Raw genomic sequence first — 25,336 nt, 5'->3', positions numbered from 1 at the left:
GTCCCCGTCGGGGGTCAGGCGTCGACCGGAGACGGCGCGGTCAGGTGCTGGCGGGCGAACTCCAACGCGGCGCGCAGGTCCGCCTCGCGCACCGCCCGGCTCTTCGCGCCCCGGGTCGCCACCTCCACCGCCACTGCTCCGGAGAAGCCCCGCCCGGCCAGCGAGGAGAGCAGCTCCCCGCAGGGTTGGGTGCCGCGCCCGGGCACCAGGTGCTCGTCGCGACCCTCACCGGTGCCGTCGCCGAGGTGCACGTGGGCCAGCCCGGCGCCCATCCGGTCGGCCATCTCCAGCGGGTCGCTGTGCGACGCCGCGCAGTGCGACAGATCCAGGGTGTACGACGGGTACCCGGTGTCGGTCGGATCCCAGCCGGGCACGTACGGGACGAACCGCCGGCCCGCCATCCGCACCGGGTACATGTTCTCCACCGCGAAGCGCAGCCCGGTGAACCGGTCCTCCACCTCGGCGAGCCCCTCGGTGAACCGGCGCGCGTAGTCGCGCTGCCAGGTGAACGGTGGGTGCACCACGACGGTCGGTGCCTCCAGCGTTTCGGCCAGCTCGGCGGCCTTGCGCAGCCGCTCCCATGGGTCGGGGCTCCACACCCTCTGGGTGACCAGCAGGCAGGGTGCGTGCACCGAGAGCACCGGCACGTCGTAGTGGGCGGAGAGACCGCGCAGCGCGCCCGCGTCCTGACTGACGACGTCGGTCCAGACCATCACCTCGACCCCGTCGTAGCCGAGCGCCGCGGCCAGCTGGAACGCCGCCGCGGTCGGCTCGGGGAAGACCGACGAGCTGGACAGGAGCACCGGAACGCGGGAAGTCACATCAGCCAGGGTAGCCCGGCTGCGTCGTCGCCATCGTGACGAGCGCCGGCAAACCACCCGTTACCGCCCGCCCCGGTCACATCGGTGCGAGTTGATCGAGCCGGCGGAGGATGACCCCCTCGCGCAGCGCCCAGGGGCAGATGTCCAACGACTCCAGATCCAGACGGCGCATGACCGCCTCGGCGACCACCGCGCCGGCCAGCAACTGATGGGCCCGGCCCGTACTGACCCCTTCCAGCTCCATCAGTTGGGCCGGCGGGATGTGCCGGATGAAGCCGATGACCTGCCGCAACCCGGCGCGGGTCAGGCTGCGCCGCGCCCAGAGCCCGGCCCCGGACGGCGCCGCCCCGGCCAGCCGGGCAAGGGTGCGGAACGTCTTCGAGGTGCCCACCGCCCGGTCCCAGCCGACGCCGGTCATCTGGTCGACCACCTTGTCCAGCCGGCCGTCCACGTACTCCCGCAGCTTGTCGACGGCCTCCGCGGACGGCGGCGCCGCGCTCGCCGGGTCGACCTGCAACCGCTCCCGGGTCAGTCGGCCGGCGCCGAGTGGCAGCGAGACCGCGACGGTCGGGTCCTCGTCGATCCCGGCGGCGATCTCCAGCGAGCCGCCGCCGATGTCCAGCACCAGCAGCCGACCGGCCGACCAGCCGAACCAGCGCCGCACCGCCAGGAAGGTCATCCGCGCCTCGTCCGCCCCGGAGAGCACCGCCAGCCGTACGCCGGTCTCGTCGCGGACCCGCGCCAGCACCTCGGCGGCGTTGGTGGCGTCACGCACCGCGGAGGTGGCGAACGCGATCAGGTCGTCGGCCTCCAGCCCGGCGGCCGCCGCCTTCGACATGCCGACCGCCTTGACCAGACCGTCCGCGCCCGCGTCGGTCAACGCTCCGTCGGGGCCGATCTGCTCGGCCAGCCGGAGCACCACCTTCTCCGAGTGCGCCGGCCACGGGTGCGCGCCGTGGTGCGCGTCCACCACCAACAGGTGCACCGTGTTGGATCCGACGTCGAGGACACCCAGTCGCATGGTGAAGACCCTAGGTGCAAGACGTTTGCGCGGCTCGCCGGCCCGCAGAGGGGACCGCGCGTACGCTGGGCCGGGTGACGATGGAGCTCCGCGTAGTGGTGGACGATCCGGGTGACCCGCGCAGCCGCGAGGTGCCGCTGGACTTTCCCCGGGAGTGGATCGAGTTCGCCGACCCCGCGGACGAGGCCCACCTGATCCGGGCCGACCTGACCTGGTTGCTCTCCCGCTGGACCTGCATCTTCGGCCGGGGCTGCCACGGCATCATCGCCGGCCGGTCCGCCGACGGCTGCTGCTCGCACGGGGCGTTCTTCACCGACTCGGACGACGAGAAGCGGGTCCGCAACGCTGTCAAGACGCTCACCCCGTCGACCTGGCAGCACTTCCGGCGAGGGTTCAAGAACTGGACCGACAACGACACCATCGACGGCAAGAACCCGGCCCGCCGGACCGCGACCCAGGGTCCCGACGGTCCGTGCGTCTTCCTCAACGACGCCGATTTCGCTGGCGGGGGTGGCTGCGCGCTGCACGCCCAGGCGCTGCGCGACGGCGTGCACCCACTGGAGTACAAGCCGGACGTCTGCTGGCAGCTGCCGATCCGACGGGACCAGGACTGGGTCAAGCGTCCGGACAATAGCAAGGTGCTGGTCTCCACCCTGTCCGAGTTCGACCGGCGGGGCTGGGGTGCCGGCGGGCACGACCTGGACTGGTGGTGCACCTCCTCGACGGACGCGCACGTCGGCGCCGAGCCGATGTACCTGTCGTACGGGCCCGAGTTGACGGCGCTGATTGGCGCGGCCGCGTACGAGCGGCTGGCCGAGCTGTGCGCGGCCCGAACGAAGCAGGGCCTGGTCGCCCCGCACCCCGCCGACGAGGTCTGACCGGCATCGCCCTGGACGTGGCTGGTCTGGCGTCCGTACCCCGTGGGCCCTGTCGACCTGCCCCACATGTGGGGCTGACCGCGCGTCGCGCCGCGGGCCCGTCAAGCCTCACCGAGAGCCGCGCGGTTGGTGGCTGCCGGGCGGCTCTCGGGGGGTTGGGCGGTCCCACATCTGGGGCAGCTCTACAGGTGGGGAGGGTGATCTCCCCGGCCGGTCTGGCCCCACCGAGCGCGGGCCCTTTCGGGTACGCCGATCACGGCTCGAACTTGTAGCCCAGGCCCCGGACGGTGACGATGAAGCGCGGCGCGGACGGCTCCGGCTCGATCTTGGACCGCAGCCGCTTGACGTGCACGTCCAGCGTCTTGGTGTCACCGACGTAGTCGGCGCCCCAGACCCGGTCGATGAGCTGACCCCGGGTCAGCACCCGGCCGGCGTTGCGGAGCAGCAGCTCCAGCAGCTCGAACTCCTTGAGCGGCAGCTGCACGGCACCACCGTCGACGGTCACCACGTGCCGCTCGATGTCCATCCGCACCGGCCCGGCGGCCAGGGTGGGGGCACCCGAGTCGGCCACCTCCGGGCTCTGCCGGCGCAGCACCGCCCGGATCCGGGCCACCAGCTCGCGGGGCGAGTACGGCTTGGTGACGTAGTCGTCGGCGCCGATCTCCAGGCCGACGACCTTGTCGATCTCGCTGTCGCGGGCGGTGACCATGATGATCGGAACGGCCGACCGCTGCCGGAGCTGGCGGCAGACCTCGGTCCCCGACATCTCCGGCAACATCAGGTCGAGCAGCACGATGTCGGCGCCGGTTCGGTCGAACTCGGTGAGGGCGTCGGTGCCGGTCGCGGCGACCGAAACCTCAAAGCCCTCCTTGCGGAGCATGTACGACAGGGCGTCGGAGAACGACTCCTCGTCCTCGACCACCAGAACGCGGCTCAACGGGGATTTCCTTTCCATTGCTGTCAGACCTGCCGTAGCTCGGCCGGACCGGCCTCGATCCCAGCCGGCGGCAGTGTCGCCAGCAGGTCGTCCGGTGGACGGGCGGGCAGCCGGAGGGTGAACGTCGATCCACCACCAAGAGTGCTCGACACCTCCACCCGTCCGCCATGGTTGCTCGCGATGTGTTTGACGATGGCCAGGCCGAGCCCGGTGCCGCCGGTGGCACGCGAGCGGGCCTGGTCGGCCCGGTAGAACCGCTCGAAGATCCGGTCCACGTCCGTCGGGGCGATGCCGATGCCCTGGTCGGCGACGGCGATCTCGATGTGCTCGTCGTCGCCGTGGATGGCGACCTGGACCGTGGTGTCCGCACCCGAGTAGTTGATGGCGTTCTCCACCAGATTCGCCACCGCGGTGGCGAGTTGGGTGTCGCTGCCGTACGCGGTGAGGCCGCGCTCCCCGGTCACCGACACCTCGACGCCCCGGGCGGAGGCCGTGGTGCGGGTCCGGTCGACCACCTCGGCGATCACCCAGTCCAGCGCCACCGGTTCCGCCGGCGGCTGCGGCTCGGCGCCCTGCAACCGGGTCAGCTCCAGCAACTCCTGCACCAGCCGACCCAGCCGGGTCGACTCGTGCTGGATCCGTTCGGCGAACCGGCGGGCGGCGACCAGGTCCTCGGAGAGGTCGGGTGCCGCGGCCTCGGCCGGCTCGGTGGCGTCGAGCAACGCCTCGGCAAGCAGTTGAAGCGCCCCGATCGGTGTCTTGAGCTCGTGGCTCACGTTGGCCACGAAGTCACGTCGCACCCGCGTCAGTCGGTGCGACTCGGTCACGTCGACCGCCTCCACGGCGATGAAGCCGTTGCCGAGACCCATCGCCCGCAGGTGCACGCCGAGCGGGTTCTCCCCGGCGCTGTCGCGACCCCGGGGCAGGTCCAGCTCGATCTCGCGCCGCACCCCGGTGCGCCGCACCTGGCCAGCGAGGGTACGGATCAGCGGGTGTGCGGCTATCGAGCCCGGGGTGCTGCCGGTGCGCAGCAGACCCATCGCGCGGGCGGCCGGGTTGATCAGCACGGGCACGTCGTCGTTGTCCAGCACCACGACACCGGCCCGGAGCGAGTCGATCGTCCGGCGGCCGAGCCCGGTCTGCTGCTCGTCGGCTATCGCGGGCCTCCCCCTGCTCCAGCGGGAGCCTGCGCCCCCCGTCGACGTGGAGAGGCCCTCCCGCGCCGGCAGGAACCGGGACAGCAGGAAACCGGCGGCCAACCCGGCCACCAACGCCACGGCCACCACGACCGCCACCGCCCACTCCACCCGGCGATCGTAGGGTCATTGTTAACCTGGCTACCACACAGACCAGGACGAACCACCCTCACTTTCGCGAATGTTCACCCCCGCGTCTGGCGTCGTTCACCGGGGTTCATCAACGGTCCGCCCGCGCCACCTACCGTTGGCGGCGCACCTGCTCAACCCCTGCGCCGACACCCGTCGGCGGCGACCGACCACAGGACGTGATGATGCGCGACGAGTTCCGGGCCGATCTCCAGATCGTCAGCCAACTACTGGTGGACATGGCGGAGGGCGTCCGCGCCGCCATGCGCCAGGCCACCCGGGCCCTGCTCACCGCCGACCGGCAGGCCGCCGAGACGGTCATCGAGCGGGACGCCGAGATCGACGACCTCTACCGGCACGTCGAGGAGAGGGTCTGTGACCTGCTCGCCCGGCAGGCGCCGGTCGCCTCCGACCTGCGAGCCATGATCACCGCACTGCACGTGGCCGCCGACCTGGAGCGGATGGGCGACCTCGCCGACCACGTGGCGAAGACCGCGCTGCGCCGGCACCCCTCGCCCGCCGTACCGGCGGAGCTGCGGACGATCTTCACCGAGATGTCGGACATCGCCGACCGGATGGCGGTGAAGATCGGCTCGGTGCTGGCGAAGCCCGACGCCGACCTCGCCGGCGAGCTGGACCGCGACGACGACGCGATGGACGAGCTGCACAAGAACCTGTTCGCCATGCTGCTCGGCGACGACTGGCCGTACGGGGTGGAGACCGCTATCGACGCCACGTTGCTCGGCCGCTTCTACGAGCGCTTCGCCGACCACGCGGTCAACGCCGGTGAGCACGTGGTCTACCTGATCACCGGGGAGACCGCCCCCACCGCCAGCTGACGTGCAAGGAAGGGCCTCTTGTTATCGCTTTTCGCATAACAAGGGGCCCTTGCTAACGTCTCAGCGGCCCTGGTTGGCGACCGCGGCGGCGGCCGCCTTGGCGGCCGTCGGGTCGAGGTAGGTGCCGCCCAGGGTGAGCGGGCGCAGCTGCGGGTCGAGGTCGTAGCGCAGCGGTATGCCGGTCGGGATGTTCAGCTTGGCGATCGCCTCGTCGGAGATCTGGTCGAGGTGCTTGACCAGGGCCCGCAGCGAGTTGCCGTGCGCGGCGATCAGCACCGTCCGGCCGGCCAGGACGTCCGGCACGATCGAGTCGTACCAGTAGGGCAGCATCCGCTCGACGACGTCCTTGAGGCACTCGGTGCGCGGCATCAGCTCGGTCGGCAGCAGCGCGTACCGCGGATCGCCCACCTGCGACCACTCGTCGTCGTCGGCGATCGGCGGCGGTGGGGTGTCGTACGACCGGCGCCAGAGCATGAACTGCTCCTCGCCGTACTCGTCCAGGGTCTGCTTCTTGTTCTTGCCCTGCAGGGCGCCATAGTGCCGCTCGTTGAGCCGCCAGGACCGGCGCACCGCGATCCAGTGCCGGTCGGCGGCGTTCAGCGCCAGCTCGGCGGTGCGGATCGCCCGGCGCATCACGCTGGTGTGCACGACGTCCGGCAGCAGGCTGTGCTCGCGCATCAGCTCGCCGCCGCGCCGCGCCTCACCCTCGCCCTTCTCGGTCAGGTCGACGTCCACCCAGCCGGTGAAGAGGTTCTTGGCGTTCCAGTCGCTCTCGCCGTGCCGCAGCAGGACCAGCGTCCCGACGGTGGGCCCCTCGCTCGCAGTCATGCGGATCATCCTGCCTCAACCGCTGCGGGGACACGCGGGCACCCGTCGTGACGACCACCACGTGAAAAAGCTGGTGACCAGCGACTCCGCGCCCGACTAGGTTGTAAGGCGCTCAAGTCACATCGGTCATTACTTGCAAGCGGGGGCACCACGTGCGGACGATGCGGAGCTGGTTCCGGGATACCACCGGCGGCCTGCCAACCACTTTCTGGTACCTGTGGACCGGCACGCTGATCAATCGGCTCGGCTCGTTCGTCCTCGTCTTCCTCGCCATCTACCTCACCCAGGAGCGCGGTTTCTCCGCCTCCCAGGCGGGCCTGGTGCTCGGGCTGTGGGGCGTCGGCGGCGCGGTCGGCACCACCGCTGGCGGCACCCTGGCCGACCGGTGGGGCCGGCGACCGACGTTGCTCACCGCGCACGTGGGCGCGGCCGCCATGATGCTCGGCCTCGGGCTGGCCAAGGACCTCTGGGCCGTGGCGTTGGGCGCGCTGCTGCTCGGCTTGTTCGCCGAGGCGGCCCGGCCCGCGTTCGGGGCCATGATGATCGACGTGGTGCCGGCGAAGGACCGGTTGCGCGCCTTCTCGCTCAACTACTGGGCGATCAACCTGGGCTTCGCCTGCGCCGCCGTCCTCGCCGGCCTCGCGGCGCAGGCCGACTACCTGCTGCTCTTCGTGGTCGACGCGGCCACCATGCTGATCACCGCGCTGATCATCTTCACCCGCGTGCCGGAGACCCGGCAGAGCGGCCGTGCGGCCACCGCGGCGAAGGCCCCGCGCGGCGCCCTGCGGACGATCCTCAGCGACCGGGTCTACCTCGGCTTCGTGGCGCTGAACCTGTTGGCCGCCCTGGTGTTCCTCCAGCACATCTCGATGCTGCCGATCGCCATGAGCGACGACGGCCTCAGCCCCGCCACCTACGGCTCGGTGATCGCGCTCAACGGCGTCCTGATCGTGATCGGCCAGCTCTTCGTGCCCCGGCTGATCCGGGGCCGGAGCCGCTCGCACGTGCTCGCGCTGGCCGCCGTGGTGATGGGTGCCGGGTTCGGGCTGACCGCGTTCGCCGGCACCGTCTGGCTCTACGGGCTGACCGTGCTGATCTGGACGGTCGGCGAGATGCTGAACTCGCCGTCCAACTCCACCCTGATCGCCGAGCTCTCCCCGGCCGAGCTGCGCGGGCGCTACCAGGGCGTGTTCTCCCTCTCGTGGCAGATCGCCGGTGCCTGTGCGCCGATCCTCGGCGGCCTGGTGCGCGAGCATGCCGGCAACGCCACGCTCTGGCTCGCCTGTGCCGCGATCGGCGTCGTGACCGCGGTGGCACACCTGGTGTCCGGCCCGGCCCGGGAGCGACGCGCCGCCACCCTGCGCCGCACCGGCGAGGCGCTGGCACCGATCAGCGCCACGCCGCCGCCCGCGGCACAACCCGCGGAGGCGGCGACCGTCTGACAGGCGGACCGATCGCTGTGACGAAGAGCCCATGATCAGGTAATCGGGTAGCGGGACCCTGGTCGATTTCCTACCGTTCAGAGGAAACAGTTAGGAAACCGAACTATCGGGAGGTCGGGTGCACGCCCTGCGGCGCTGGTGGCACGACACCGCGGGTGGGCTTCCCGCCACCTTCTGGTACCTCTGGGCCGGCCTGCTCATCAACCGAGCGGGCGCGTTCGCCATGCTCTTCCTGTCGCTGTACCTCACCGACGCGCGAGGGGCCAGCGAGGCGCTGGCCGGCACGGTGGTCGGCGCGTACGGGGCCGGCGGGGCGGCCGGCGTGCTGCTCGGCGGGGTGCTGGCCGACCGGTGGGGCCGTCGGTCCACCCTGCTCGCCGCGCACCTGGTCACCGCCGTCCTGATGGTGGCGCTGGCCTTCAGTCGACCCCTGCTGTTGATCGCGGTGCTCTCGGCACTGGTCGGCGTGGTGCACTCCATGCCGAGCCCGGCCTTCGTCGCGGCGATCGTGGACGTGGTGCCCGCGCAGCGCCGCTCACGCGCATTCAACCTCCAGTTCTGGGCGTTCAACCTGGGCATGGCGGTCGCCTCGGTGCTCGCCGGGGTGCTGGCCGAGGCGAGCTTCACCGCGCTGTTCCTGGTCGACGCGGCCGCCACCCTCACCGCCGCCGCCGTGATCGGCTGGAAGGTGCCGGAAACCCTGCGGCGCAGTGCGACGACGCCGACCGCACCGCCCGCGGACCGCTCCGTCCGGTCCCGGGGACCGGGTCTGCACACCGCGCTCACCGACCGGACCTTCCTGGTCTTCGTCGGGCTCACGTTCGTGCTGGCCGTGCTCACCCTGCAGACTCAGACGATCATGCCGCTGGCCATGCGCGCGGACGGCCTGGGCCCCTCGGCGTACGGGCTGGTCGTGGCGCTCGGCGGCGCGCTGATCGTGCTCGGGCAACTGTTCGTACCCCGGCTGATCGACCGGCACCGCAAGGACGTCGTGCTGGCGGCCTCGACCGCCCTGCTCGCGGTCGGCTTCGGCGTACTCGCGGTCGCCGACGAGCTGGCCGTCTACCTGGGCGCCGCGGTCGTCTGGACGGTCGGCTCGATGCTCGCCGCCCCGCCCAACGCGCAGATCAACGCGGATCTGGCACCGCCGCAACTGCGCGCGCGGTACCAGTCGGTCTTCTACCTGACGTTCCCCGCCGCGGCGTTCGTCGCACCCACGCTCGGCGGGGTGAGCCTCCAGTACCTCGGCGACCGGCACTGGCTGATCGTGGGTGGGCTCGGCCTCCTGGCCGCGTTCGGGCATCTGCTGGCCGGGCCGTCCCGGGAGCGGCACGTCGCCGCGCTGCGCCGGGCCGCCGACCGGGAGCCGACACCGCCCGGGGACCGCGTGCCGGCCGCCTGATCGGGCCGAACCCGCCACGGGGTACGACACACGCAAAGCGCCCACCACGACCAAAGGTCGTGGTGGGCGCCCGCCGGCGGGGCCGGCGGCGGCGGGCAACACTCACCCCCGTAAGCGTCGCCCGCTCGCGCCGCCGGTCCAAACAGGTGGGCACCGTCCCCCAACGGTTGATCCACCCGTCCCCTCGCGCCTCGCCTGGTGCGCGGATCTGATCGATCCGCCGCTCCCCCGAACGTTTCCAAGCGTGGCGCGGTGCAATAAAGTTAGTTCGCCCGGATTCTGGATTCAACCCAGACCACTGTCTTGCCGGTCACAACTGGCGAGTATCCGCAGTTCGGGCCTCGGTTTGTGGCAACAGCCGCATACCCCTCGCGCATTCCCGCAAACACCTCAACCGTCCTCCCGATCGGGTGATTCGGTCCGGAAGAAGTTGCTCTGCCGGCCGTCCCGCATCTGCTCCTGGTAGATCAGGTTCAGCCGGCGCAGGTCGAAGGTGTGGAACCAGGCATCCCAGGTGATCTCACGGATCCGGCTGCTCTCCCGGTAACCGGGGATGTTGAAGGTCAGAACCCCCGCCCGGCCCTCCCGCTCGGTGCCGGCGATGGTCGCCGGCTTCGCCCCGCGCTCGCGTGCCCAGCGCTGGATCACCTCGTGGTTCGCGGTGATCAGGCTCCGTCCCGGGCGCTCCGGCCGGTCCGCGATCGACGAGATCACCTGCGAGCTGCGAACCGACCGTCCGGTGCCCCGGCCCGTCCGGATCCCGCCAGCCGTCGTACCGCCGCCGGCCGGCCGGGCCGTCGCAGCACGCTTGGCGGGCGCGGCCCGCTTCGCCGCCGACGGCCGCGCCGGGGCCTTCTTGGCCGGGGCCTTCCGCGCGGGAGCGGTCCGGGCCGTCGTCTTACGTGCGGCCGTCGTCTTGCGTGCGGCCGTCGTCTTACGTGCGGCCGCCGTCTTGCGGGCGGCCGCCGTCTTGCGGGCGGCCGCCGTCTTGCGGGCGGTCGTCGACTTCGCCGCGGTCGTCTTCTTCGCCGGCGCCGTCGTCCTCTTCGCGGCGGTCGTCTTCTTGGCGGCCTCCGTCGTCCTCTTCGCGGCCGTCGTCTTCTTGGCGGCCGCCGTTGTCCTCTTCGCGGCCGTCGTCTTCTTGGCGGCCGCCGTCGTTTTCTGCGCGGCCGTCGCCTTCTTGGCCGCGGCCCGCTTCGCGGGGGCGCTCTTGTTCGCCGGTGCGGCCTTCGCGCGGCTCGGCGCCGCCCGCGCCGCCGACTTCTTCGTCGCGGCGGCACGACCCGCCGACGCCCGGGTGCCGGCGGCCCGGCCGGCCGGACCGGTGCTGCGCCGGCCCGCGCCACTGCTCTCGGCGCGCAGCGAGCGCACCAACTGTTTCACCAGGTCGGGCTTGCGCAGTGCGGAGATCCCGGAGACCCCGCGTTTGCGCAGTTGCCCGCGGATGTCGTCCACCCGCATCCCGGAGATCTCCGACTCGGAGATTCCGGGAGTGTTCGGCGTCTGGTTGCCGGTCTGTCGTTTCGTCCTGGTCGCAGTCCCGCCGCGACCTGAGCTGTTCCGCTGAGCCATGGGACGCTCACGCTCCTCGACACTCCGTCCTCGGCGCGCGGGGGTCCCTTGCCGCACCGCGCGGTGCGGCATACCCGTCAGGACCGCTCCGAACCACCAGCCGGCAACCCGCCTCCGGGCGCTGGGGTCGAGCCGGGGCGCGACGGGCGGTCAGGCCGGGTCGGAGCCGGAGGGTTCGAAGAGGTGCGCGAAAGCGGCCAGGTTGGCGGTCGACTCGCCGCGCTTGACCCGCCACTCGTACTCCCGGCGGATGGAGCTGCCGAAGCCGATCTCCAGCATGGTGTCGAAGGACTCGTCGGCGTACGTGAGCACCGCACCGAGGAGCCGGTCCAGCTCGTCGGCGTCGACTCCGGCCGGGTTGACCCGCCCGGTCAGGTACACGTCGCCGACCGCGTCAGTGGAGAAGGACACCCCGTACATCCGGGCGTTGCGCTGCAACAGCCAGGCCCACAGCTCCTCACGCCGCTCGTCCGGCTGGCGCATCACGAACGCCTCGATCCGCAGCGCGTGCTCGCCGACGATCAGGTTGCAGACCGTCTTGAGCTTGTGGGTGCCCGGCAGGGTCACCGCGTACGAGCCCGGCCCGGTCGACTCGCAGGTCAGCTCGCGCTCGGCACAGACGGACTCGATCAGGGTCGCAAGATCGCTCTGTGGGCTCACCGGACCCACTCTACGACCGGCCCGGCCGGAGCACCGGGCGGCGACCAGCGCCCGGTCACCAGGAGCAGGAGAGCGCGGGGTTGCCCGCGAGGTCCGCGACGAGGCGGGCCCGGTGCGCGGCGGTCGCCTCGCCGTAGACGGCGAGCAGGCCGGCGACCGTGCGATCCCAGGAGAAGTGCCGGGCGTGCTGCGCGGCGCCTCGGGCCAGCGCCGCCCGCAGGGCCTGGTCCGGCAGCAGGCGAGCCAGCGCGAGGGCCCAGTCCACCGGGTCGTGCCCGTCGATCAGCACCCCGCTCACCTGATCCCGTACGGCGGTGACCAGCCCGCCGACGGCGGCGGCCAGCACCGGCGTACCGGAGGCCTGCGCCTCCAGGGCGACCAGCCCGAAGGATTCGTTGTGCGACGGCACCGCGACCAGGTCGGCCGCCCGGTACAGGGCCGGCAGGTCGTCCCCGGTCTGCGGCGGCAGGAAGCGCACCCGGTCGGTGACCCCGAGCGCGGCGGCCAGCTCGATGAGCGCGGTCGGCCGGTCCAGCCCGCTGCCGCTGGGCCCGCCGCAGATTGCCACAGTCACCTGGTCGGCCAACGCCGGATCGCGCTCCCGCAGCGCGGCGACCGCGCGGATCAGCACGTCGGGTGCCTTGAGCGGCTGGATCCGACCGACGAAGGCCACCAGGTACCCGTCGACCGGAAGTCCGAGCCGTTGGCGGGCGGCCCGGGCGACCGCGGACCGGTCGCCCGGCGCGGGCCGGAACCGGTCCAGGTCGACGCCCGGCTGCACGACGGCGACCTGGTTGGGGTCCGCGTCGTACCGCTCGACGAGGTCGCGGGCCTCCACCCGGGTGTTGGCGACCAGCCGGTCGGCCTCGGCGACCACCTGCTCCTCGCCGATCACCCGGGCCTTGGGCTCCGGCCGGTCACCGGCCGCGAGCTGGGCGTTCTTGACCTTGGCCAGGGTGTGCGCGGTGTGCACCAGCGGCACCCCCCAGCGCTCCTTGGCCAGCCAGCCGACCTGGCCGGAGAGCCAGTAGTGGGAGTGGATCAGGTCGTAGTGGCCGGGCGGGCGGGACGCCTCGGCGCGCAGCACCCCGGCCGTGAAGGCGCAGAGCTGACCGGGCAGCTCCTCCTTGGTCAGCCCCTCCAGCGGGCCGGAGGTGATGTGCCGGACCTGCACGCCGGGGGCCATCTCGACCACCGGGGGCAGGTCGCCGGAGGTGGCGCGGGTGAAGATCTCCACCTCGACGTTGGCCTCGGCGAGCCGCCGGGCGACCTCCAGGATGTAGACGTTCATTCCCCCGGCGTCGCCCGTGCCGGGCTGGTGCAGCGGGGATGTGTGCACCGACAGGGTCGCGATGCGGCGGGGCCGAGGCCACGGTTGGGCACCTCGCTGACGACCGACGCCGGTGTGCAGTTCCGCCACGTCCGCTCCTCTTGTAACGGTTAATGCCGCCTCGCACGACCGGCGCTTCTCGGTCAACCCGTACGCCGGATCTCATCTTCCCCATCGGCCTACGGAAATTCGTCGGCGCGGCCCCCCGGCGTGACGGACCTCATCACCGCTCACCCCCCATGCCCGCTGCCGACAGCCGTCACGCCCGCCCGGACCGGGCTGGAGGGCCGGGGTGACAATGACGGGATGACCTCTGTCGCCATCGTGACCGGAGCCTCCAGCGGGATCGGCGCGGCCACCGCCCGCCGGCTCGCCGCCGAGGGTTTCCACGTGCTCGCCGCCGCCCGCCGCACCGACCGGCTCGCCGACCTGATCGCCGAGATCGCCGCCGCCGGCGGGCAGGCCACCGCGGTGACCTGCGACGTCACCTCGGACGAGTCGGTGGCCGGGCTGGCCGAGGCCGCCGCGCGGGCACCGGGGCCGGTCACCCTGCTGGTCAACAACGCCGGCGGCGCGCGCGGGCTGGACCCGGTGGAGTCCGGTTCGATCGACGACTGGCAGTGGATGTACGACGTCAACGTGCTCGGCACGCTGCGGGTGACCCAGGCGCTGCTGCCGGCGCTGGAAGCGTCCGGGGCGGGCACGATCGTGGTGGTCTCCTCCACCGCCGGCCTGACCGTGTACGAGGGCGGGGGCGGCTACGCCGCCGCGAAGCACGCGCAGACCGCCATCGCCGGCACGCTCCGGCTGGAGCTGTGCGGGCGACCGCTGCGGGTGATCGAGATCGACCCGGGCATGGTGAAGACCGACGAGTTCGGGCTGGTCCGCTTCGACGGCGACGCGGACCGGGCGGCCGCCGTCTACGCCGGTGTGCCCGACCCACTGGTCGCCGAGGACGTGGCGGACTGCGTCGCCTGGTGCGCCACCCGCCCCGAGCACGTCAACGTGGACCGGCTGGTGGTCCGGCCGCGCGCGCAGGCCGCCCAGCACAAGGTGCACCGGGTCGGCCAGTGAAGCGCGAGGAGTGAGCCGATTTTGCGAGCCCCGCAGTCGCGAGCCGAGGGCCGCAGTGAAGCGCCGGGAGTGAGCGGGGCGGCGCGGCGGCGGCCGCTCGGCGTGGTCACCCGGGGGACGACGAATCCGAACCGACTCCGCCGGGTGGACAACTGGATCGTCTCCACCTGCGCCGACCGGCTACGGGCGGCGGCCGATCCCCTGGTGGTCGACCTCGGCTACGGCGCCACCCCGGTGACCGCGGTGGAGCTGCGGGCCCGGCTGGCCGCCGGGGTCCGCCGGGACGTACGGCTGGTCGGGCTGGAGATCGACCCGGCCCGGGTGGCGGCCGCGACGCCGGCCGCCGACCCACCCGGGCTGACCTTCGCCCGGGGCGGATTCGAGCTGGCCGGGCTCCGGCCGGTGCTGGTCCGCGCGTTCAACGTGCTGCGCCAGTACGACGAGCGCGAGGTGCCGGACGCGTGGCGGACGATGACCGCCGCTCTGGCCCCCAGAGGGGTGCTCGTCGAGGGCACCTGCGACGAGCTGGGCCGGCTCGCCGGCTGGCTGCTGATCGACGCCGACGGCCCCCGGACGCTGACCCTGGCCGCGAAACTCACCACGCTGGGCAGCCCCGCCGAGCTGGCCGAGCGGCTGCCCAAGGCGCTGATCCACCGCAACGTCCCCGGCGAGCCGGTGCACGACCTGATCCGGGCGCTGGAGGGCGCCTGGCAGGCCGCCGCCCCGTACGCCACCTTCGGCCCCCGCCAACGCTGGCTACGCGCCGTGACCCACCTGAAAGAAGCCGGCTGGCCCGTCCTGAACCGCCCCCACCGCTGGCGGCAGGGCGAACTGACCCTCCCCTGGCCCAGCGTCGCTCCCAGCACCTGACGGGGCCGCGCCGGGGGGTCAGAGGGCGCAGTTGATGAGGACGGGTTCGGGGTGCAGGGTCACGCCGAAGCGGGTGTGCACGGTGTCCCGGATGTCGGCGGCCAGGGTGAGCAGGTCAGACGTGCTGGCTGCGCCGCTGCGGTTGGTGAGGGCCAGCGTGTGCTTGCCGGAGATCGCCACGCCGTCCGGGCCGGGGTGGCCCTTGGTGAAGCCGGCCTTGTCGATCAGCCAGGCCGCGCTCACCTTGACCGTGTCGTCGTGGCCGGGCCAGGCCGGCGGCTCGCCCAGCTCGGCGGCGCGCTCCCGGAGCAGCTCGTACGTCGCCCGGTCGAGCACCGGGTTGGTGAAGAACGAGCCGACCGAGCGAGTGTCCGGGTCGGTGGCGTCGAGCACCATGCCCTTGCCGGCGCGCAGCCGCAGCACCGCCGCTCGGGCATCGGCCAGCGGCACCCGCTCGCCCACCTCGACACCGAGCGCCCGGGCCAGTTCGGCGTAGCGCACCGGGCCGGAGAGCGGGGACCGGGCGAGCCGGAAGTCGACGGAGAGCACCACCATCCGGTCCCGGTACTTGAAGATGCTGCCCCGGTATGCGAAGCCGCAGTCGGCGGCGGGGACGAACTGGCGGTTGTCCTCGGCCCGGTCGTACACCTCGACCCCGGTGATGGTCTCGGCGACCTCCTGGCCGTACGCGCCGACGTTCTGGATCGGGGTGGCACCGGTCGAGCCGGGGATGCCGGAGAGGCACTCCAGCCCGGCCCAGCCGTTGGCCACGGTCGCGGCGACGAGGTCGTCCCACGGCTCGCCGGCCTCGACCCGTACGGTGACCGAATCAGCGTCCTCGGCGACGATCCGCAGGCCGCGGGAGCGCACCAGGACGACGGTGCCGGGGAAACCGGCGTCGCCGATCACCACGTTGCTGCCGCCGGCCAGGATCAGGAGCGGGTCGTCCGTGGCTCGAATGGCCCGGACGATCTCGTCGGCGCTGCCCGCCGCCATGATCCGCCGGGCCGGCCCACCCATCCGCAGCGTGGTGTAGCCGGCCAGTGGACCAGTGCTGGCACGATCGGCTTCGGTTGTCGGCTGGGCGTAGGCGTCTGACACGTCTTTCACCTTAGGCTGAGGGGCAGCCGTGGCACCCAGTGGTGGCCCGGCACCCCCGGGAGGATGGCGATGAGCAAATTACAGGGCAGCAAGGATTTCTGGATCGGAGCGCTCCGGACGGAGGGCCCCGCCTTCGCCTCGGCGGTGGCCGAAGCGCCGCCGGAGACGCCGGTGCTGTCCTGTCCGGGCTGGACGGTCAACGATCTCACTCTGCACCTCGCCGGCATCTACCACTGGGTTTCCTCGTTTGTCGGCTCCGGCCTGACCACCGCGCCGCCCCGCCGGGAGCCACTCGTGGCGGACCCGGGCCGGAGTCCCCTCCAACTCTGGCAGCAGGGGTACGACCAGCTGATGACCCTCTTCGACGGGCTCGACGCGGAGGCTCCGGCGTGGAACTGGGCGCCGCAGCCGAAGAAGGCCGGTTTCTGGCCGCGCCGGATGGCGCACGAGACGGCGGTGCACCGCTGGGACGCCCAGCTCGCCATCGCCGCCGGTGAGCCGGTGGAGGCGAAGCTCGCCGCCGACGGGGTGAGCGAGGTGCTGGACACCTGGCTGCCCGCGGGCCGGCGGCGGGATCCGGGCGAGTGGCACGGCGTGGTGCAGCTCTCCGCGACCGACGCCGCCCAGGAGTGGTATCTGCGGCTGCGCGGGGAGGGGGTGGCGCTGCTCGACACCGCGACCATCTTCGACCACGACGACCACCACGCCCGGGCGCAGGTCAGCGGCAGCGCGAGCGACCTGCTGCTGGCGCTCTGGGGCCGGATCAACTTCGAGACGCTGGACGTCAGCGGCGACCGCAGCCTGCTCGACGGGCTGCGCACCCGCTGACCGCCGCCCGGGCCGGCCCGGGACGACACGAGGAGGGCGTCACCCCACGGGGGGGGTGGCGCCCTCGGTCGTGTGGGCGTGCACGTCACGGACGGGCATCGATGAGAGAGCGCTCTCTTGACATTCACCACCCGCCGGTCGACCCGACGGAGCCGGCGGCGGCGGTGCGTACCCGGGCACCGAGGGCGCCGTGCAGTTCCTGCCAGCGGCCGGGCCGCTCACCGACATGGGTTGGATGATCGAACCGGCCGGGCTGACCCGGCTGCTGGAGCGGATCGCCACCGACTACCCCGGTGTGCCGCTGCTGATCACCGAGAACGGCGCCGCGTTCCCCGACAAGCCGGGCGCCGACTCGCCCGACGGGCCGGGGCAGGTGATCGACACCGACCGGATCGCCTACCTCGACGGACACCTGCGGGCCGCACACAAGGCGATCTCCCGGGGCGTGGACCTGCGCGGCTATCTCGTATGGTCGTTCCTGGACAACTTCGAGTGGGCGGAGGGCTACCGCAAGCGGTTCGGGATCGTGCACGTCGACTACCTGACCCAGCGGCGCACACCGAAGGCCAGCGCCCGGTGGTACCAGGAGGTGATCTCCCGGAACGGGCTGTGACGAGCGGGGGGAAGTCGCGATGACGACGGCGCAACGGCCGACGCTCGAGGCGGTGGCGGCGCGGGCCGGGGTGTCCCGGGCCACCGTCTCGCGCGTGGTCAACGGCTCCACCACCGTCGCCCAGCCCATCCGGGAGGCGGTCAACCGGGCGGTCGCCGAGCTGGGGTACGTGCCCAACCTGGCCGCCCGCAGCCTGGTCACCCAACGCACCGACTCGATCGCCCTGGTCATGCCGGAGGCGGCCACCCGGGTCTTCTCCGACGACCAGGTCTTCCCCGGCATCATCCGCGGGGTCAGCCAGGAGCTGGAGGCGGCCGACAAGCAGCTGGTGCTGATGCTGGCCGGTTCACCGGCGGGGCACCACCGGGTCGAGCGGTTCACCACCGGACGGCACGTCGACGGGGTGCTCTTCGCCTCGCTGCACGGCGCCGACCCACTGCCCGGCACGCTCGCCCGGCTCGGCATCCCGGTGGTGTGCAGCGGCCGTCCGCTCGGCGACGTGCCCGTGCCGTACGTCGACGTCGACCACGTCGGCGGGGTCACCGCGGCCGTCCGGCACCTGATCGACAGCGGTCGCCGGCGGATCGCCACCATCGCCGGGCCACAGGACATGGTGGCCGGGATCGAACGGCTCAGCGGTTACCGCAGCACGGTCGCCGACGCGGGGCTGCCCGAGCTGGTCGCGATCGGGGACTTCACCCGGGAATCCGGGGCGGCGGCGATGCACCGGCTGCTCACCGAGCACCCCGACCTGGACGCGGTCTTCGCCGCCTCGGACCTGATGGCGCACGCCGCCCTGCGGACGCTGCGCGAGGCAGGCCGGCGGGTGCCGGAGGACGTCGCGGTGGTCGGCTTCGACGACATCGAGACCGCCGCGTACACCGAGCCGCCGCTGACGACCGTCCGGCAGCCGATCGTGGAGATCGGCCGGCGGATGACCCGGCAGCTGCTCCGGATGGCCGCCGGCGAGACCATCGAACCGGCGGTCATGCTCCCCACCGAGCTGATCCGGCGCGCCTCCGCCTGAGCGTCTCGCCGGTCATTAATCCGTCGCCCCGGTGTTCCATCGTCGTTAGCCTCGCGGGCATGCCGGATCCTGTCGCATTGCTGCACGTCCCCGATCTCTCCGACGTTGCCGAGTACGCGTACGCCTCCACCGTCGAACCGCCCGCCCGGCTGGTGTTCACCGCCGGCGCGTGCCCGCTCGACGCGGAGGGGCGGACCGTCGCGCCCGGCGACCACGCCGCGCAGGCCCGGCAGGTGATGGCGAACCTGGAGACCGCACTCGGGGCCGCCGGCGCCCGGCTGACCGACGTGGTCAAGACCACCGTGTACGTGGCGTCGTCCGAGCAGGCCGATCTCGTGAAGGTCTGGGAGGTGGTCCGGGACTCCTTCGGCGACCACGACCCGCCCAGCACCCTGCTCGGGGTGGCCCTGCTCGGCTACACCGACCAGCTCGTCGAGGTCGAGGCCGTCGCCGCCGTACGGATGGCGGACTGACATGCGGACCCGTGTGGCGCAGCCGGACGACGCCCCCGCCGTGGTGGCGCTGCGGGCGATGGTCTACCCGTACCTGGTGCGCGGGGTGGAGTCGACCCGGAAGATGATCGCCCAACCGCCACCCGAGGCGGGCTGGACCGCCTTCGTGGCCGAGGTGGACGCCCAGGTGGTCGGCTGGGTGTCAGCCCAACGCCCCGGCTGGACGTCGACGCCGGACATCGGTGACATCGCACTGCTGCACGTCCGCCCGGAGCACCGGCGACGCGGCATCGGCACCGCGCTGCTGACGGCCGCGACCGAGCACCTCACCCCGCTGGGGGTCCGCCGGCTACGCACCTGGGCGCAGCCGGACGCGTTGCCGTTCGCCCGGCGGCACGGTTTCGAACCCAGCCGCGAGCTGCGCTACTCCGCGCTCGACCTGGATCCGGCGCCCGCGCTACCCGAGCCACCGCCGGGCGTACGACTGCGCCCGATCGCCGAGCTGGACCCGCACCTGCTGTACGAGGCCAACGCCGCCTCGTCGGTCGACGAGCCCAGCGACGTGCCGATCGACGCGGTCAGTTTCCAGAGCTGGCAGTACGACGTCTGGGAGAACCTCGGCCTGGACAAGACGGCCAGCACCGCCGTCGAGGTCGACGGGAAGGTTGCCGCGTTCAGCCTCGTGAAGCGGGACGGGGACCGGATGTGGTCGGACTACACCGGCACCGTTCCGGCGTACCGGGGTCGGGGGCTGGCCCGGCTGGTCAAGAAGGCGGCGCTGCACCGGGCCGCCGCGGGCGGCGTCCGCGTCGCCTACACCTCGAACGACGAGGCCAACGCGCCGATGCTGGCGATCAACGCCAAGCTCGGCTACCGGCCGGTCGCGTCCCAGTGGTCCTGCCTGGCCGAGCTGACCTGATCAGCGTCAGTCGACGCGGGGACGGACCCAGACGAGGAACCGTTCGACGTACGCCGCCGGGTCGGGGGTGAGGCCGAGCTGCACCGCGTCAGCGAACGCCTCGTCGAGGAGCGGTTCGACCCCCAGGCGTGGCAGGGGTTCGTTGACCAGGTGAAGACCACCTTCTGACCGCTACATCCCGAAAGCCCCCGGCGTCTCCGGGGGCTTTCGCTATGCCGGAGGGCCGGCGGCGAAGACCTGGCGGGCGGTGGCGTGCGTGTCGGCGCCGAAGAGGACCAGGCGGGCCTCGGTGACGTTCACCGGCGCGGCCGGGCGCAGCACCGACAGCGCCTGGCCGACGGCGTCCTCAATCGGCCAGCCGTAAATGCCGGCGGAAATCAGCGGGAACGCCACGGTGGTCGCGCCCAGCTCGTCGGCCACCCGCAGACTGTTGGCGTAGCAGTCACGCAGCAGCGACGAGCGGTCCTCGGTGGTCGACCAGACCGGCCCGACGGTGTGGATGACCCAGCGGGCCGGCAGCTCCCCTGCCGTGGTCGCCACCGCCTGTCCCGTGGGCAGGCCGTCCGGGTATCGCGATGCCCGCAGTGCCCGGCACTCGGTCAGGATGGCCGGCCCGCCGCGCCGGTGGATGGCGCCGTCGACCCCACCGCCGCCGAGCAGGGACGAGTTCGCGGCGTTCACGATCGCGTCCACCCGCTGGGCGGTGATGTCTCCCTCGATCAGGGTGATCTCCATGTCAGCGCTCCTCGATGGGGTGGCCTGCCGGCGGCGTGGACACCCGTTCGTCGATCGACTGGCCGAGCGAGCGGCGGGCCAGTAGCGCGGCGCCGGCAACCGCGGCCGGCATGACCAGTACCGCGCCGAGCGGGATCAGGAAGCAGACGAAGACCGCCACGCCGAAGCCGAGCGCCATGGGCCGGTCCGCCTTCAGCACCGACCGACGGTCCGGCAATCGCATGCCGCGCCGGTAGAAGGGCGCCCCGACCAGCTCCAGGGCGAGGAACCATCCGCCCACCGCCGCCCCGATCACCGGCACCACGGTCTGCCCCACCACCGGGATGAAGCCGGCCACGAAGAGCGGGATACCGACCAGCGCCGCGAGGGCCACCAGGCGTACCGAATCGGCGAGGCTGCGACGCAGCGACGACCAGAAGGGCACCTCCACCGCACCCGGGGTGCCGCCGTACCGCTCCTCCACCCGCTCGGAGATCTTCTCGTAGAACGGGTCGCCGATGACCAGGGTGACGGCGGTGAAGCTAACTACCGCGAGCAGGCCGCCGAGGCCCAGGACGGCCAGCCCGGCGATCACCCGGACCAGGTTCCGGGCGGTGGTCGACCAGTCGTCGGCGAACGGAGTGACCAGGGCGGCGATGTCGTCCACGAAGTACACGAGGGTGGCGAACGCGGCCACGAAGAGCACACCGGAGATCAGTGCCGGCACGATGCCGAGCAGCATCAGACCGGGGCTGCGGACGTAGAGACCCAGCCCCCGCAGGAGCAGCCCCGCCCCGGTGAAGAAGCGTCCGACGGCCCCGGTCACCGGGCTGGCGATTCTGCTGGCGTCCACGACCGAGCAGCCTAGCGATCAGTGCGGACCGCCGCCGGGCGGCGCGTTGACGCGGCGCGTTAATAGGGGGCCCCAGCTCTACACGAGGCGTTAACAAGGTGCCCTTCCTTGCACATCAACCGGTTGGTGGATCGCCGGGGTCAGCCGCTGCCACAAAGATCACCAACGGCCGGTCGATTCGCCGCCGGGCCGCTGCCGCCACGCTGAAGAGGTACGGGTACGACGGCGGAAGGCGGCACGATGCCGGTCATTGAGGTGACCAACCTGCACAAGCGGTACGGCGATGTCGTCGCCGTTGCCGACGTGTCGTTCACGGTCGAGGCCGGGGAGATCTTCGGCGTACTCGGTCCGAACGGCGCAGGGAAGACCACCACGGTGGAGTGTGTCGCCGGGCTTCGCGTCCCGGACGGGGGCGGGGTGTCGGTCCTCGGGCTCGACCCCCGCAGGGACGCGGCCCAACTCCGCCAGCGGGTTGGCGTGCAGCTCCAGGAGAGCCAACTGCCGGATCAACTGCGGGTCGCCGAGGCGCTGGAACTGTCCGCCTCGTTCTACCGCGACCCGGCCGACCCGGCGCAACTGATCGACAGGCTGGGTCTGGCCGAGAAGCGGAACACCGCGTACAAGAAGCTCTCCGGCGGCCAGAAGCAGCGGCTGTCGATCGCGCTGGCGCTGGTCGGCAACCCGCAGATCGCAATCCTGGACGAGCTGACCACCGGGCTGGACCCGCAGTCCCGGCGGGACACCTGGGCCCTCATCGAGCAGATCCGGGACAGTGGCGTGACGATCGTGCTGGTCACCCACTTCATGGAGGAGGCCGAGCGGCTCTGTGACCGGATCGCCGTGATCGACCGGGGCAGGGTCGTCGCACTGGACAGCCCGGCGGGTCTGGTGTCGGCGGTGGTCCCGGAGCAGCGCGTCCGGTTCCGCCCGTCCAGCCCGGTCGACGACCGGCTCCTCACCGACCTGCCCGAGGTGAGCGCGGTGCACCGCACCGGCACTCGACTGGTGGTCACCGGCACCGGTGACGTGCTGCACGCGGTCACCTCGGTGCTCGCCCGCAACCAGATCATCGCCGCCGACCTGCGGCTGGAGCAGTCCACCCTCGACGACGCGTTCGTCGAGCTGACCGGGCACCGGCCCGACGCCTGAGGGAGAACCGACATGCACGCCTTCGGGCAGATCCTCAAGATCGAGACACGGCTCTTCCTGCGGGACTTCGGCTCGCCGCTGACGACCGTCGCGTTGCCGCTCGCGCTGCTCGTGGTGTTCGGTCTGATTCCGGCCCTACGCGAACCGGATCCGGCGTTCGGTGACCGGTCCTTCATCGAGTACTTCGTCCCGTCGCTGCTGGTGATCACGCTCGCCATGTCGGCGGTGAACATCCTGCCCACGGTGCTGGCCACCTACCGGGAGCGTGGGGTGCTGCGCCGGCTGGCGACCACTCCGGCCAGCCCGGCCGCGCTGCTGGCCGCCCAACTGGTCATCTCGCTCGCCACCATCCTGGTCAGCGCCGTGCTGCTCATCGTGGTCGGTCGGCTGGCCTTCGACGTGCCGCTGCCGCAACGGCCGCTCGGCTTCGCGCTGGCCCTCGTCCTCGGCACGGCGGCGCTGCTCGCGCTGGGTCTGCTGGTGGCGGCGGTGGCCCGCACGGCCAAGGCGGCGCAGGCCATGGCGGTGCCGGTGTTCATGCTGACCATGTTCTTCGGCGGCGTCTACCTTCCCCGGTTCCTCCTGCCGGACTTCCTGGTCCGGATCGGCGACTACACGCCGCCCGGGGTGCAGGCGCTGCTCGATGCCTGGACCGGGACGTCGCCACACCCGTTGCACCTCGGGATAATGGCGGCGGTCGCCCTGCTCGCGGGTGTGGTGGCGGCGAAACTGTTCCGCTGGGAATGAGCGGGGGTCCGATGGCCAGCACCGTCGAGCAGGTCGACCGCCTGTCCGCCTGGGAGGCCCGGGAAGCGGGCCTGCACCGGTTGGCGCCGTACCTCGGGCTGGCCGTCGGAACGCTGCTCACCACCGCCGCGCCCGCGCCCGGGGGCCACTCGTTCGTCCCCCACCTGTTCGTCGCCGCCGCGACGGCGGCCTGGGTAGCCTGGTTCGTCACCCTGCACCCCGGGTGGGCGACACAGCGGGTGCTGATGGTGGTCTACTACCTCGGTCTCCTCACGTTCAGCGCCATCCTGGTGCTCGACAGTCCGTGGTACGGCTTCCTCGCGTGGAGCGGCTTCCTGCACGCGTTCGCGCTGCCCGGCAACTGGCGGTTCGCCGGGGTTGCCGTGTCGGCCGTCCTGGTGGCCACCGCGCAGAGCGGGGGCCTGCCGTCCGTGCTGTCGCACTGGCTGCTCTGGGGCGTGCTGGTGTTGTTCAATCTGGGTCTGGCCGGCGCCGTGACCTGGTTCAGCACCGTCAACGACCGGCAGCACGCCTACCGCAAGCAGCTGGTCGAGGAGCTGGCCGAGACGAACCGCCGGCTGGCCGAGACGATGCGGGAGAACGACGGGCTGCACGCCCAACTGCTCACCCAGGCCCGGGAGGCCGGGGTGACCGACGAGCGGCAGCGGATGGCTCGGGAGATCCACGACACCCTGGCGCAGGGTCTCACCGGCATCATCACCCAGCTGGAGGCCGCCGGGGTGGCCCGGGACCGGCACGCCGACTGGCAGCGGCACGTGTCGGGGGCCATCACCCTGGCCCGGGAGAGCCTCACCGAGGCGCGTCGCTCGGTACGGGCCGTCCGCCCCGAGGCCCTGGAGGGAACGCGGCTGCCGGAAGCGCTGGCGGAGCTGACCGAGCGCTGGTCGACGATCAACGAGATCCGCGCCGAGGTCAACGTCACCGGCGACGCCCGCCCGCTGCACCCGGAGGTCGAGGTGACCCTGTTGCGGACCGGCCAGGAGGCACTGGCCAACGTGGGCCGGCACGCCAGGGCGACCCGGGTCGGGCTCACCCTGTCGTACATGGGGGACGTCGTCACCCTCGACGTCCGGGACGACGGGGTGGGCTTCGCGGTTGACGACCTGACCGACCTGGGCCGACCCGACGGCGGGTACGGGCTGACCGTCATGCGGCAGCGGGTCGCCCGGGTCGGCGGCGAACTGGCCGTCGAGAGCGAGCCGGGCGTCGGCACCGCCGTCTCGGCCTCCGTGCCCGCGCTCGCCGGGAGCGCCGGATGAGCGGGCCGGTCCGGGTGCTGATCGTCGACGACCATCCGGTGGTGCGGGACGGGCTGCGGGGGATGTTCACCGGCGACCCGAGGTTCGACGTGGTGGGCGAGGCCGCCGACGGGGCCGAGGCGTTGGCGCTGGTCGCGGCGCTGCACCCGGACGTGGTGCTGATGGACCTGCGGATGCCCGGGATGGACGGGGTGACCGCCATCGGACGGTTGGCCCGCTCCGGCAGTACCGCCCGGGTGCTGGTGCTCACCACGTACGACACGGACGCGGACGTGCTCCCGGCCATCGAGGCCGGAGCGACCGGCTACCTGCTGAAGGACGCGCCCCGCGACGACCTGGTCCGGGCGGTACGGGCCGCCGCCCGGGGCGAGTCGGTGCTCGCGCCGAGCGTCGCCGGCCGGCTGATAGGTCGGCTGCGCGCGCCGGCCGAGGAGCCGCTCAGCCAACGCGAACTGGAGGTGCTCACCCTGGTGGCCCGGGGCGCCTCCAACCGGGAGGCGGCGGCCCGGCTGTTCATCAGCGAGGCCACCGTCAAGACGCACCTGCTGCACATGTACGCCAAGCTCGGGGTCAACGACCGGGCCGCGGCGGTGGCCACCGCGTACGACCGGGGGCTGCTCACCCCGAACGGGCGGTGAGCGGGCCGGGCAGGAT

24 protein-coding genes and 2 pseudogenes are annotated in these 25,336 nt (G+C 72.4%); 15 read left to right on the top strand and 11 right to left on the bottom strand.

Going from position 1 to position 25,336, the window contains the following annotated elements:
* Window positions 1-14: 14 nt before the first annotated feature.
* Together ABZU69_RS07840 and ABZU69_RS07835 are read right to left on the bottom strand one after the other, a co-directional pair.
* On the bottom strand, window positions 15-821 hold the full coding sequence (locus tag ABZU69_RS07840) for a sugar phosphate isomerase/epimerase (RefSeq protein WP_354963609.1): 807 nt from the start codon (window positions 819-821) through the stop codon (window positions 15-17).
* Window positions 822-897: 76 nt separating this feature from the next.
* Window positions 898-1,842, bottom strand: a complete 945-nt coding sequence (locus ABZU69_RS07835; protein WP_354963608.1) for a Ppx/GppA phosphatase family protein — start codon at window positions 1,840-1,842, stop codon at window positions 898-900.
* An 80-nt stretch (window positions 1,843-1,922) separates the two neighbouring features.
* On the opposite strand from ABZU69_RS07835, the gene ABZU69_RS07830 reads away from it, so the two are divergent.
* Window positions 1,923-2,720: a hypothetical protein gene (locus ABZU69_RS07830; RefSeq protein WP_354963670.1), complete on the top strand. Its 798-nt coding sequence runs from the start codon at window positions 1,923-1,925 to the stop codon at window positions 2,718-2,720.
* A 253-nt stretch (window positions 2,721-2,973) separates the two neighbouring features.
* Here the strand turns inward: ABZU69_RS07830 and ABZU69_RS07825 are convergent, their stop codons facing one another.
* Both ABZU69_RS07825 and ABZU69_RS07820 read right to left on the bottom strand, forming a co-directional pair.
* Window positions 2,974-3,657, bottom strand: a complete 684-nt coding sequence (locus ABZU69_RS07825) for a response regulator transcription factor (RefSeq protein ID WP_074314832.1) — start codon at window positions 3,655-3,657, stop codon at window positions 2,974-2,976.
* Window positions 3,658-3,680: 23 nt separating this feature from the next.
* Window positions 3,681-4,964, bottom strand: coding sequence for an ATP-binding protein (locus tag ABZU69_RS07820; protein WP_354963607.1), 1,284 nt, complete (start codon window positions 4,962-4,964; stop codon window positions 3,681-3,683).
* A gap of 203 nt (window positions 4,965-5,167) precedes the next feature.
* Between ABZU69_RS07820 and phoU the strand changes: the two genes are divergently transcribed.
* Window positions 5,168-5,821 carry a phosphate signaling complex protein PhoU gene (gene phoU / locus ABZU69_RS07815; RefSeq protein ID WP_354963606.1) on the top strand — a complete coding sequence of 218 codons (654 nt, stop codon included), beginning with the start codon at window positions 5,168-5,170 and terminating at the stop codon, window positions 5,819-5,821.
* Window positions 5,822-5,881: 60 nt separating this feature from the next.
* Here the strand turns inward: phoU and ABZU69_RS07810 are convergent, their stop codons facing one another.
* Entirely contained in the window at window positions 5,882-6,649 is a 768-nt protein-coding gene (locus ABZU69_RS07810; protein WP_354963605.1) for a phosphoglyceromutase, read from the bottom strand.
* A 161-nt stretch (window positions 6,650-6,810) separates the two neighbouring features.
* On the opposite strand from ABZU69_RS07810, the gene ABZU69_RS07805 reads away from it, so the two are divergent.
* The gene (locus ABZU69_RS07805; protein ID WP_354963604.1) at window positions 6,811-8,091 is read left to right on the top strand and encodes an MFS transporter; all 1,281 of its coding nucleotides are present in this window, start codon (window positions 6,811-6,813) and stop codon (window positions 8,089-8,091) included.
* A gap of 118 nt (window positions 8,092-8,209) precedes the next feature.
* Window positions 8,210-9,493: an MFS transporter gene (locus ABZU69_RS07800; protein WP_354963603.1), complete on the top strand. Its 1,284-nt coding sequence runs from the start codon at window positions 8,210-8,212 to the stop codon at window positions 9,491-9,493.
* Between the two features lie 390 nt (window positions 9,494-9,883).
* On the opposite strand, the pseudogene ABZU69_RS07795 reads toward ABZU69_RS07800, so the two are convergent.
* The 3 genes and pseudogenes from ABZU69_RS07795 to mshA form a co-directional block, all read right to left on the bottom strand.
* A pseudogene (locus ABZU69_RS07795) lies at window positions 9,884-10,417 on the bottom strand (hypothetical protein); the annotation flags it as partial.
* 798 nt (window positions 10,418-11,215) lie between these two features.
* Complete coding sequence (locus ABZU69_RS07790; RefSeq protein WP_354963602.1) at window positions 11,216-11,725, bottom strand: YbjN domain-containing protein; 510 nt, start codon at window positions 11,723-11,725, stop codon at window positions 11,216-11,218.
* A 55-nt stretch (window positions 11,726-11,780) separates the two neighbouring features.
* Window positions 11,781-13,145, bottom strand: a complete 1,365-nt coding sequence (mshA, locus tag ABZU69_RS07785; protein ID WP_354963601.1) for a D-inositol-3-phosphate glycosyltransferase — start codon at window positions 13,143-13,145, stop codon at window positions 11,781-11,783.
* A gap of 216 nt (window positions 13,146-13,361) precedes the next feature.
* Between mshA and ABZU69_RS07780 the strand changes: the two genes are divergently transcribed.
* Both ABZU69_RS07780 and ABZU69_RS07775 read left to right on the top strand, forming a co-directional pair.
* Window positions 13,362-14,129, top strand: a complete 768-nt coding sequence (locus ABZU69_RS07780) for an SDR family oxidoreductase (RefSeq protein WP_354963600.1) — start codon at window positions 13,362-13,364, stop codon at window positions 14,127-14,129.
* 69 nt (window positions 14,130-14,198) lie between these two features.
* The gene (locus ABZU69_RS07775) at window positions 14,199-14,999 is read left to right on the top strand and encodes a class I SAM-dependent methyltransferase (RefSeq protein WP_354963599.1); all 801 of its coding nucleotides are present in this window, start codon (window positions 14,199-14,201) and stop codon (window positions 14,997-14,999) included.
* A gap of 18 nt (window positions 15,000-15,017) precedes the next feature.
* On the opposite strand, the gene ABZU69_RS07770 is transcribed toward ABZU69_RS07775, so the two are convergent.
* Window positions 15,018-16,100, bottom strand: coding sequence for a UDP-N-acetylmuramate dehydrogenase (locus ABZU69_RS07770; protein ID WP_354963598.1), 1,083 nt, complete (start codon window positions 16,098-16,100; stop codon window positions 15,018-15,020).
* Between the two features lie 69 nt (window positions 16,101-16,169).
* On the opposite strand from ABZU69_RS07770, the gene ABZU69_RS07765 reads away from it, so the two are divergent.
* The 5 genes and pseudogenes from ABZU69_RS07765 (at window position 16,170) to ABZU69_RS07745 (ending at window position 19,939) form a co-directional block, all read left to right on the top strand.
* Window positions 16,170-16,928 carry a maleylpyruvate isomerase family mycothiol-dependent enzyme gene (locus ABZU69_RS07765; RefSeq protein ID WP_354963597.1) on the top strand — a complete coding sequence of 253 codons (759 nt, stop codon included), beginning with the start codon at window positions 16,170-16,172 and terminating at the stop codon, window positions 16,926-16,928.
* 112 nt (window positions 16,929-17,040) lie between these two features.
* Window positions 17,041-17,541: pseudogene (locus ABZU69_RS07760) on the top strand (family 1 glycosylhydrolase); the annotation flags it as partial.
* Between the two features lie 19 nt (window positions 17,542-17,560).
* Window positions 17,561-18,568, top strand: coding sequence for a LacI family DNA-binding transcriptional regulator (locus tag ABZU69_RS07755; RefSeq protein ID WP_354963596.1), 1,008 nt, complete (start codon window positions 17,561-17,563; stop codon window positions 18,566-18,568).
* 59 nt (window positions 18,569-18,627) lie between these two features.
* Window positions 18,628-19,041: a RidA family protein gene (locus ABZU69_RS07750; protein ID WP_354963595.1), complete on the top strand. Its 414-nt coding sequence runs from the start codon at window positions 18,628-18,630 to the stop codon at window positions 19,039-19,041.
* Between the two features lies 1 nt (window position 19,042).
* A complete protein-coding gene (locus ABZU69_RS07745) occupies window positions 19,043-19,939 on the top strand; it encodes a GNAT family N-acetyltransferase (protein WP_354963594.1) in 897 nt (298 codons plus the stop codon).
* Between the two features lie 210 nt (window positions 19,940-20,149).
* On the opposite strand, the gene ABZU69_RS07740 is transcribed toward ABZU69_RS07745, so the two are convergent.
* Both ABZU69_RS07740 and ABZU69_RS07735 read right to left on the bottom strand, forming a co-directional pair.
* Window positions 20,150-20,674: an O-acetyl-ADP-ribose deacetylase gene (locus tag ABZU69_RS07740; protein ID WP_354963593.1), complete on the bottom strand. Its 525-nt coding sequence runs from the start codon at window positions 20,672-20,674 to the stop codon at window positions 20,150-20,152.
* A 1-nt stretch (window position 20,675) separates the two neighbouring features.
* Window positions 20,676-21,506: an EI24 domain-containing protein gene (locus ABZU69_RS07735; protein ID WP_354963592.1), complete on the bottom strand. Its 831-nt coding sequence runs from the start codon at window positions 21,504-21,506 to the stop codon at window positions 20,676-20,678.
* 240 nt (window positions 21,507-21,746) lie between these two features.
* Between ABZU69_RS07735 and ABZU69_RS07730 the strand changes: the two genes are divergently transcribed.
* From ABZU69_RS07730 to ABZU69_RS07715, 4 genes are read left to right on the top strand one after another with little or no spacing between them, the layout of a single operon-like run.
* Entirely contained in the window at window positions 21,747-22,655 is a 909-nt protein-coding gene (locus ABZU69_RS07730) for an ABC transporter ATP-binding protein (protein ID WP_354963591.1), read from the top strand.
* Window positions 22,656-22,667: 12 nt separating this feature from the next.
* A complete protein-coding gene (locus ABZU69_RS07725; protein ID WP_354963590.1) occupies window positions 22,668-23,402 on the top strand; it encodes an ABC transporter permease in 735 nt (244 codons plus the stop codon).
* An 11-nt stretch (window positions 23,403-23,413) separates the two neighbouring features.
* Entirely contained in the window at window positions 23,414-24,682 is a 1,269-nt protein-coding gene (locus ABZU69_RS07720) for a sensor histidine kinase (protein ID WP_354963589.1), read from the top strand.
* Window positions 24,679-25,320: a response regulator transcription factor gene (locus tag ABZU69_RS07715; protein ID WP_354963588.1), complete on the top strand. Its 642-nt coding sequence runs from the start codon at window positions 24,679-24,681 to the stop codon at window positions 25,318-25,320. The genes ABZU69_RS07720 and ABZU69_RS07715 overlap by 4 nt, the downstream gene beginning before the upstream one ends.
* Window positions 25,321-25,336 lie beyond the last annotated feature (16 nt).

The sequence above is a fragment of the Micromonospora sp. NPDC005206 genome, assembly GCF_040608175.1.
In the GTDB taxonomy this organism is placed as follows: Bacteria; Actinomycetota; Actinomycetes; order Mycobacteriales; family Micromonosporaceae; genus Micromonospora.
The sequence above is the reverse complement of the archived record's forward strand: the minus strand, read 5'-3'. Positions and strand labels throughout refer to the sequence as shown.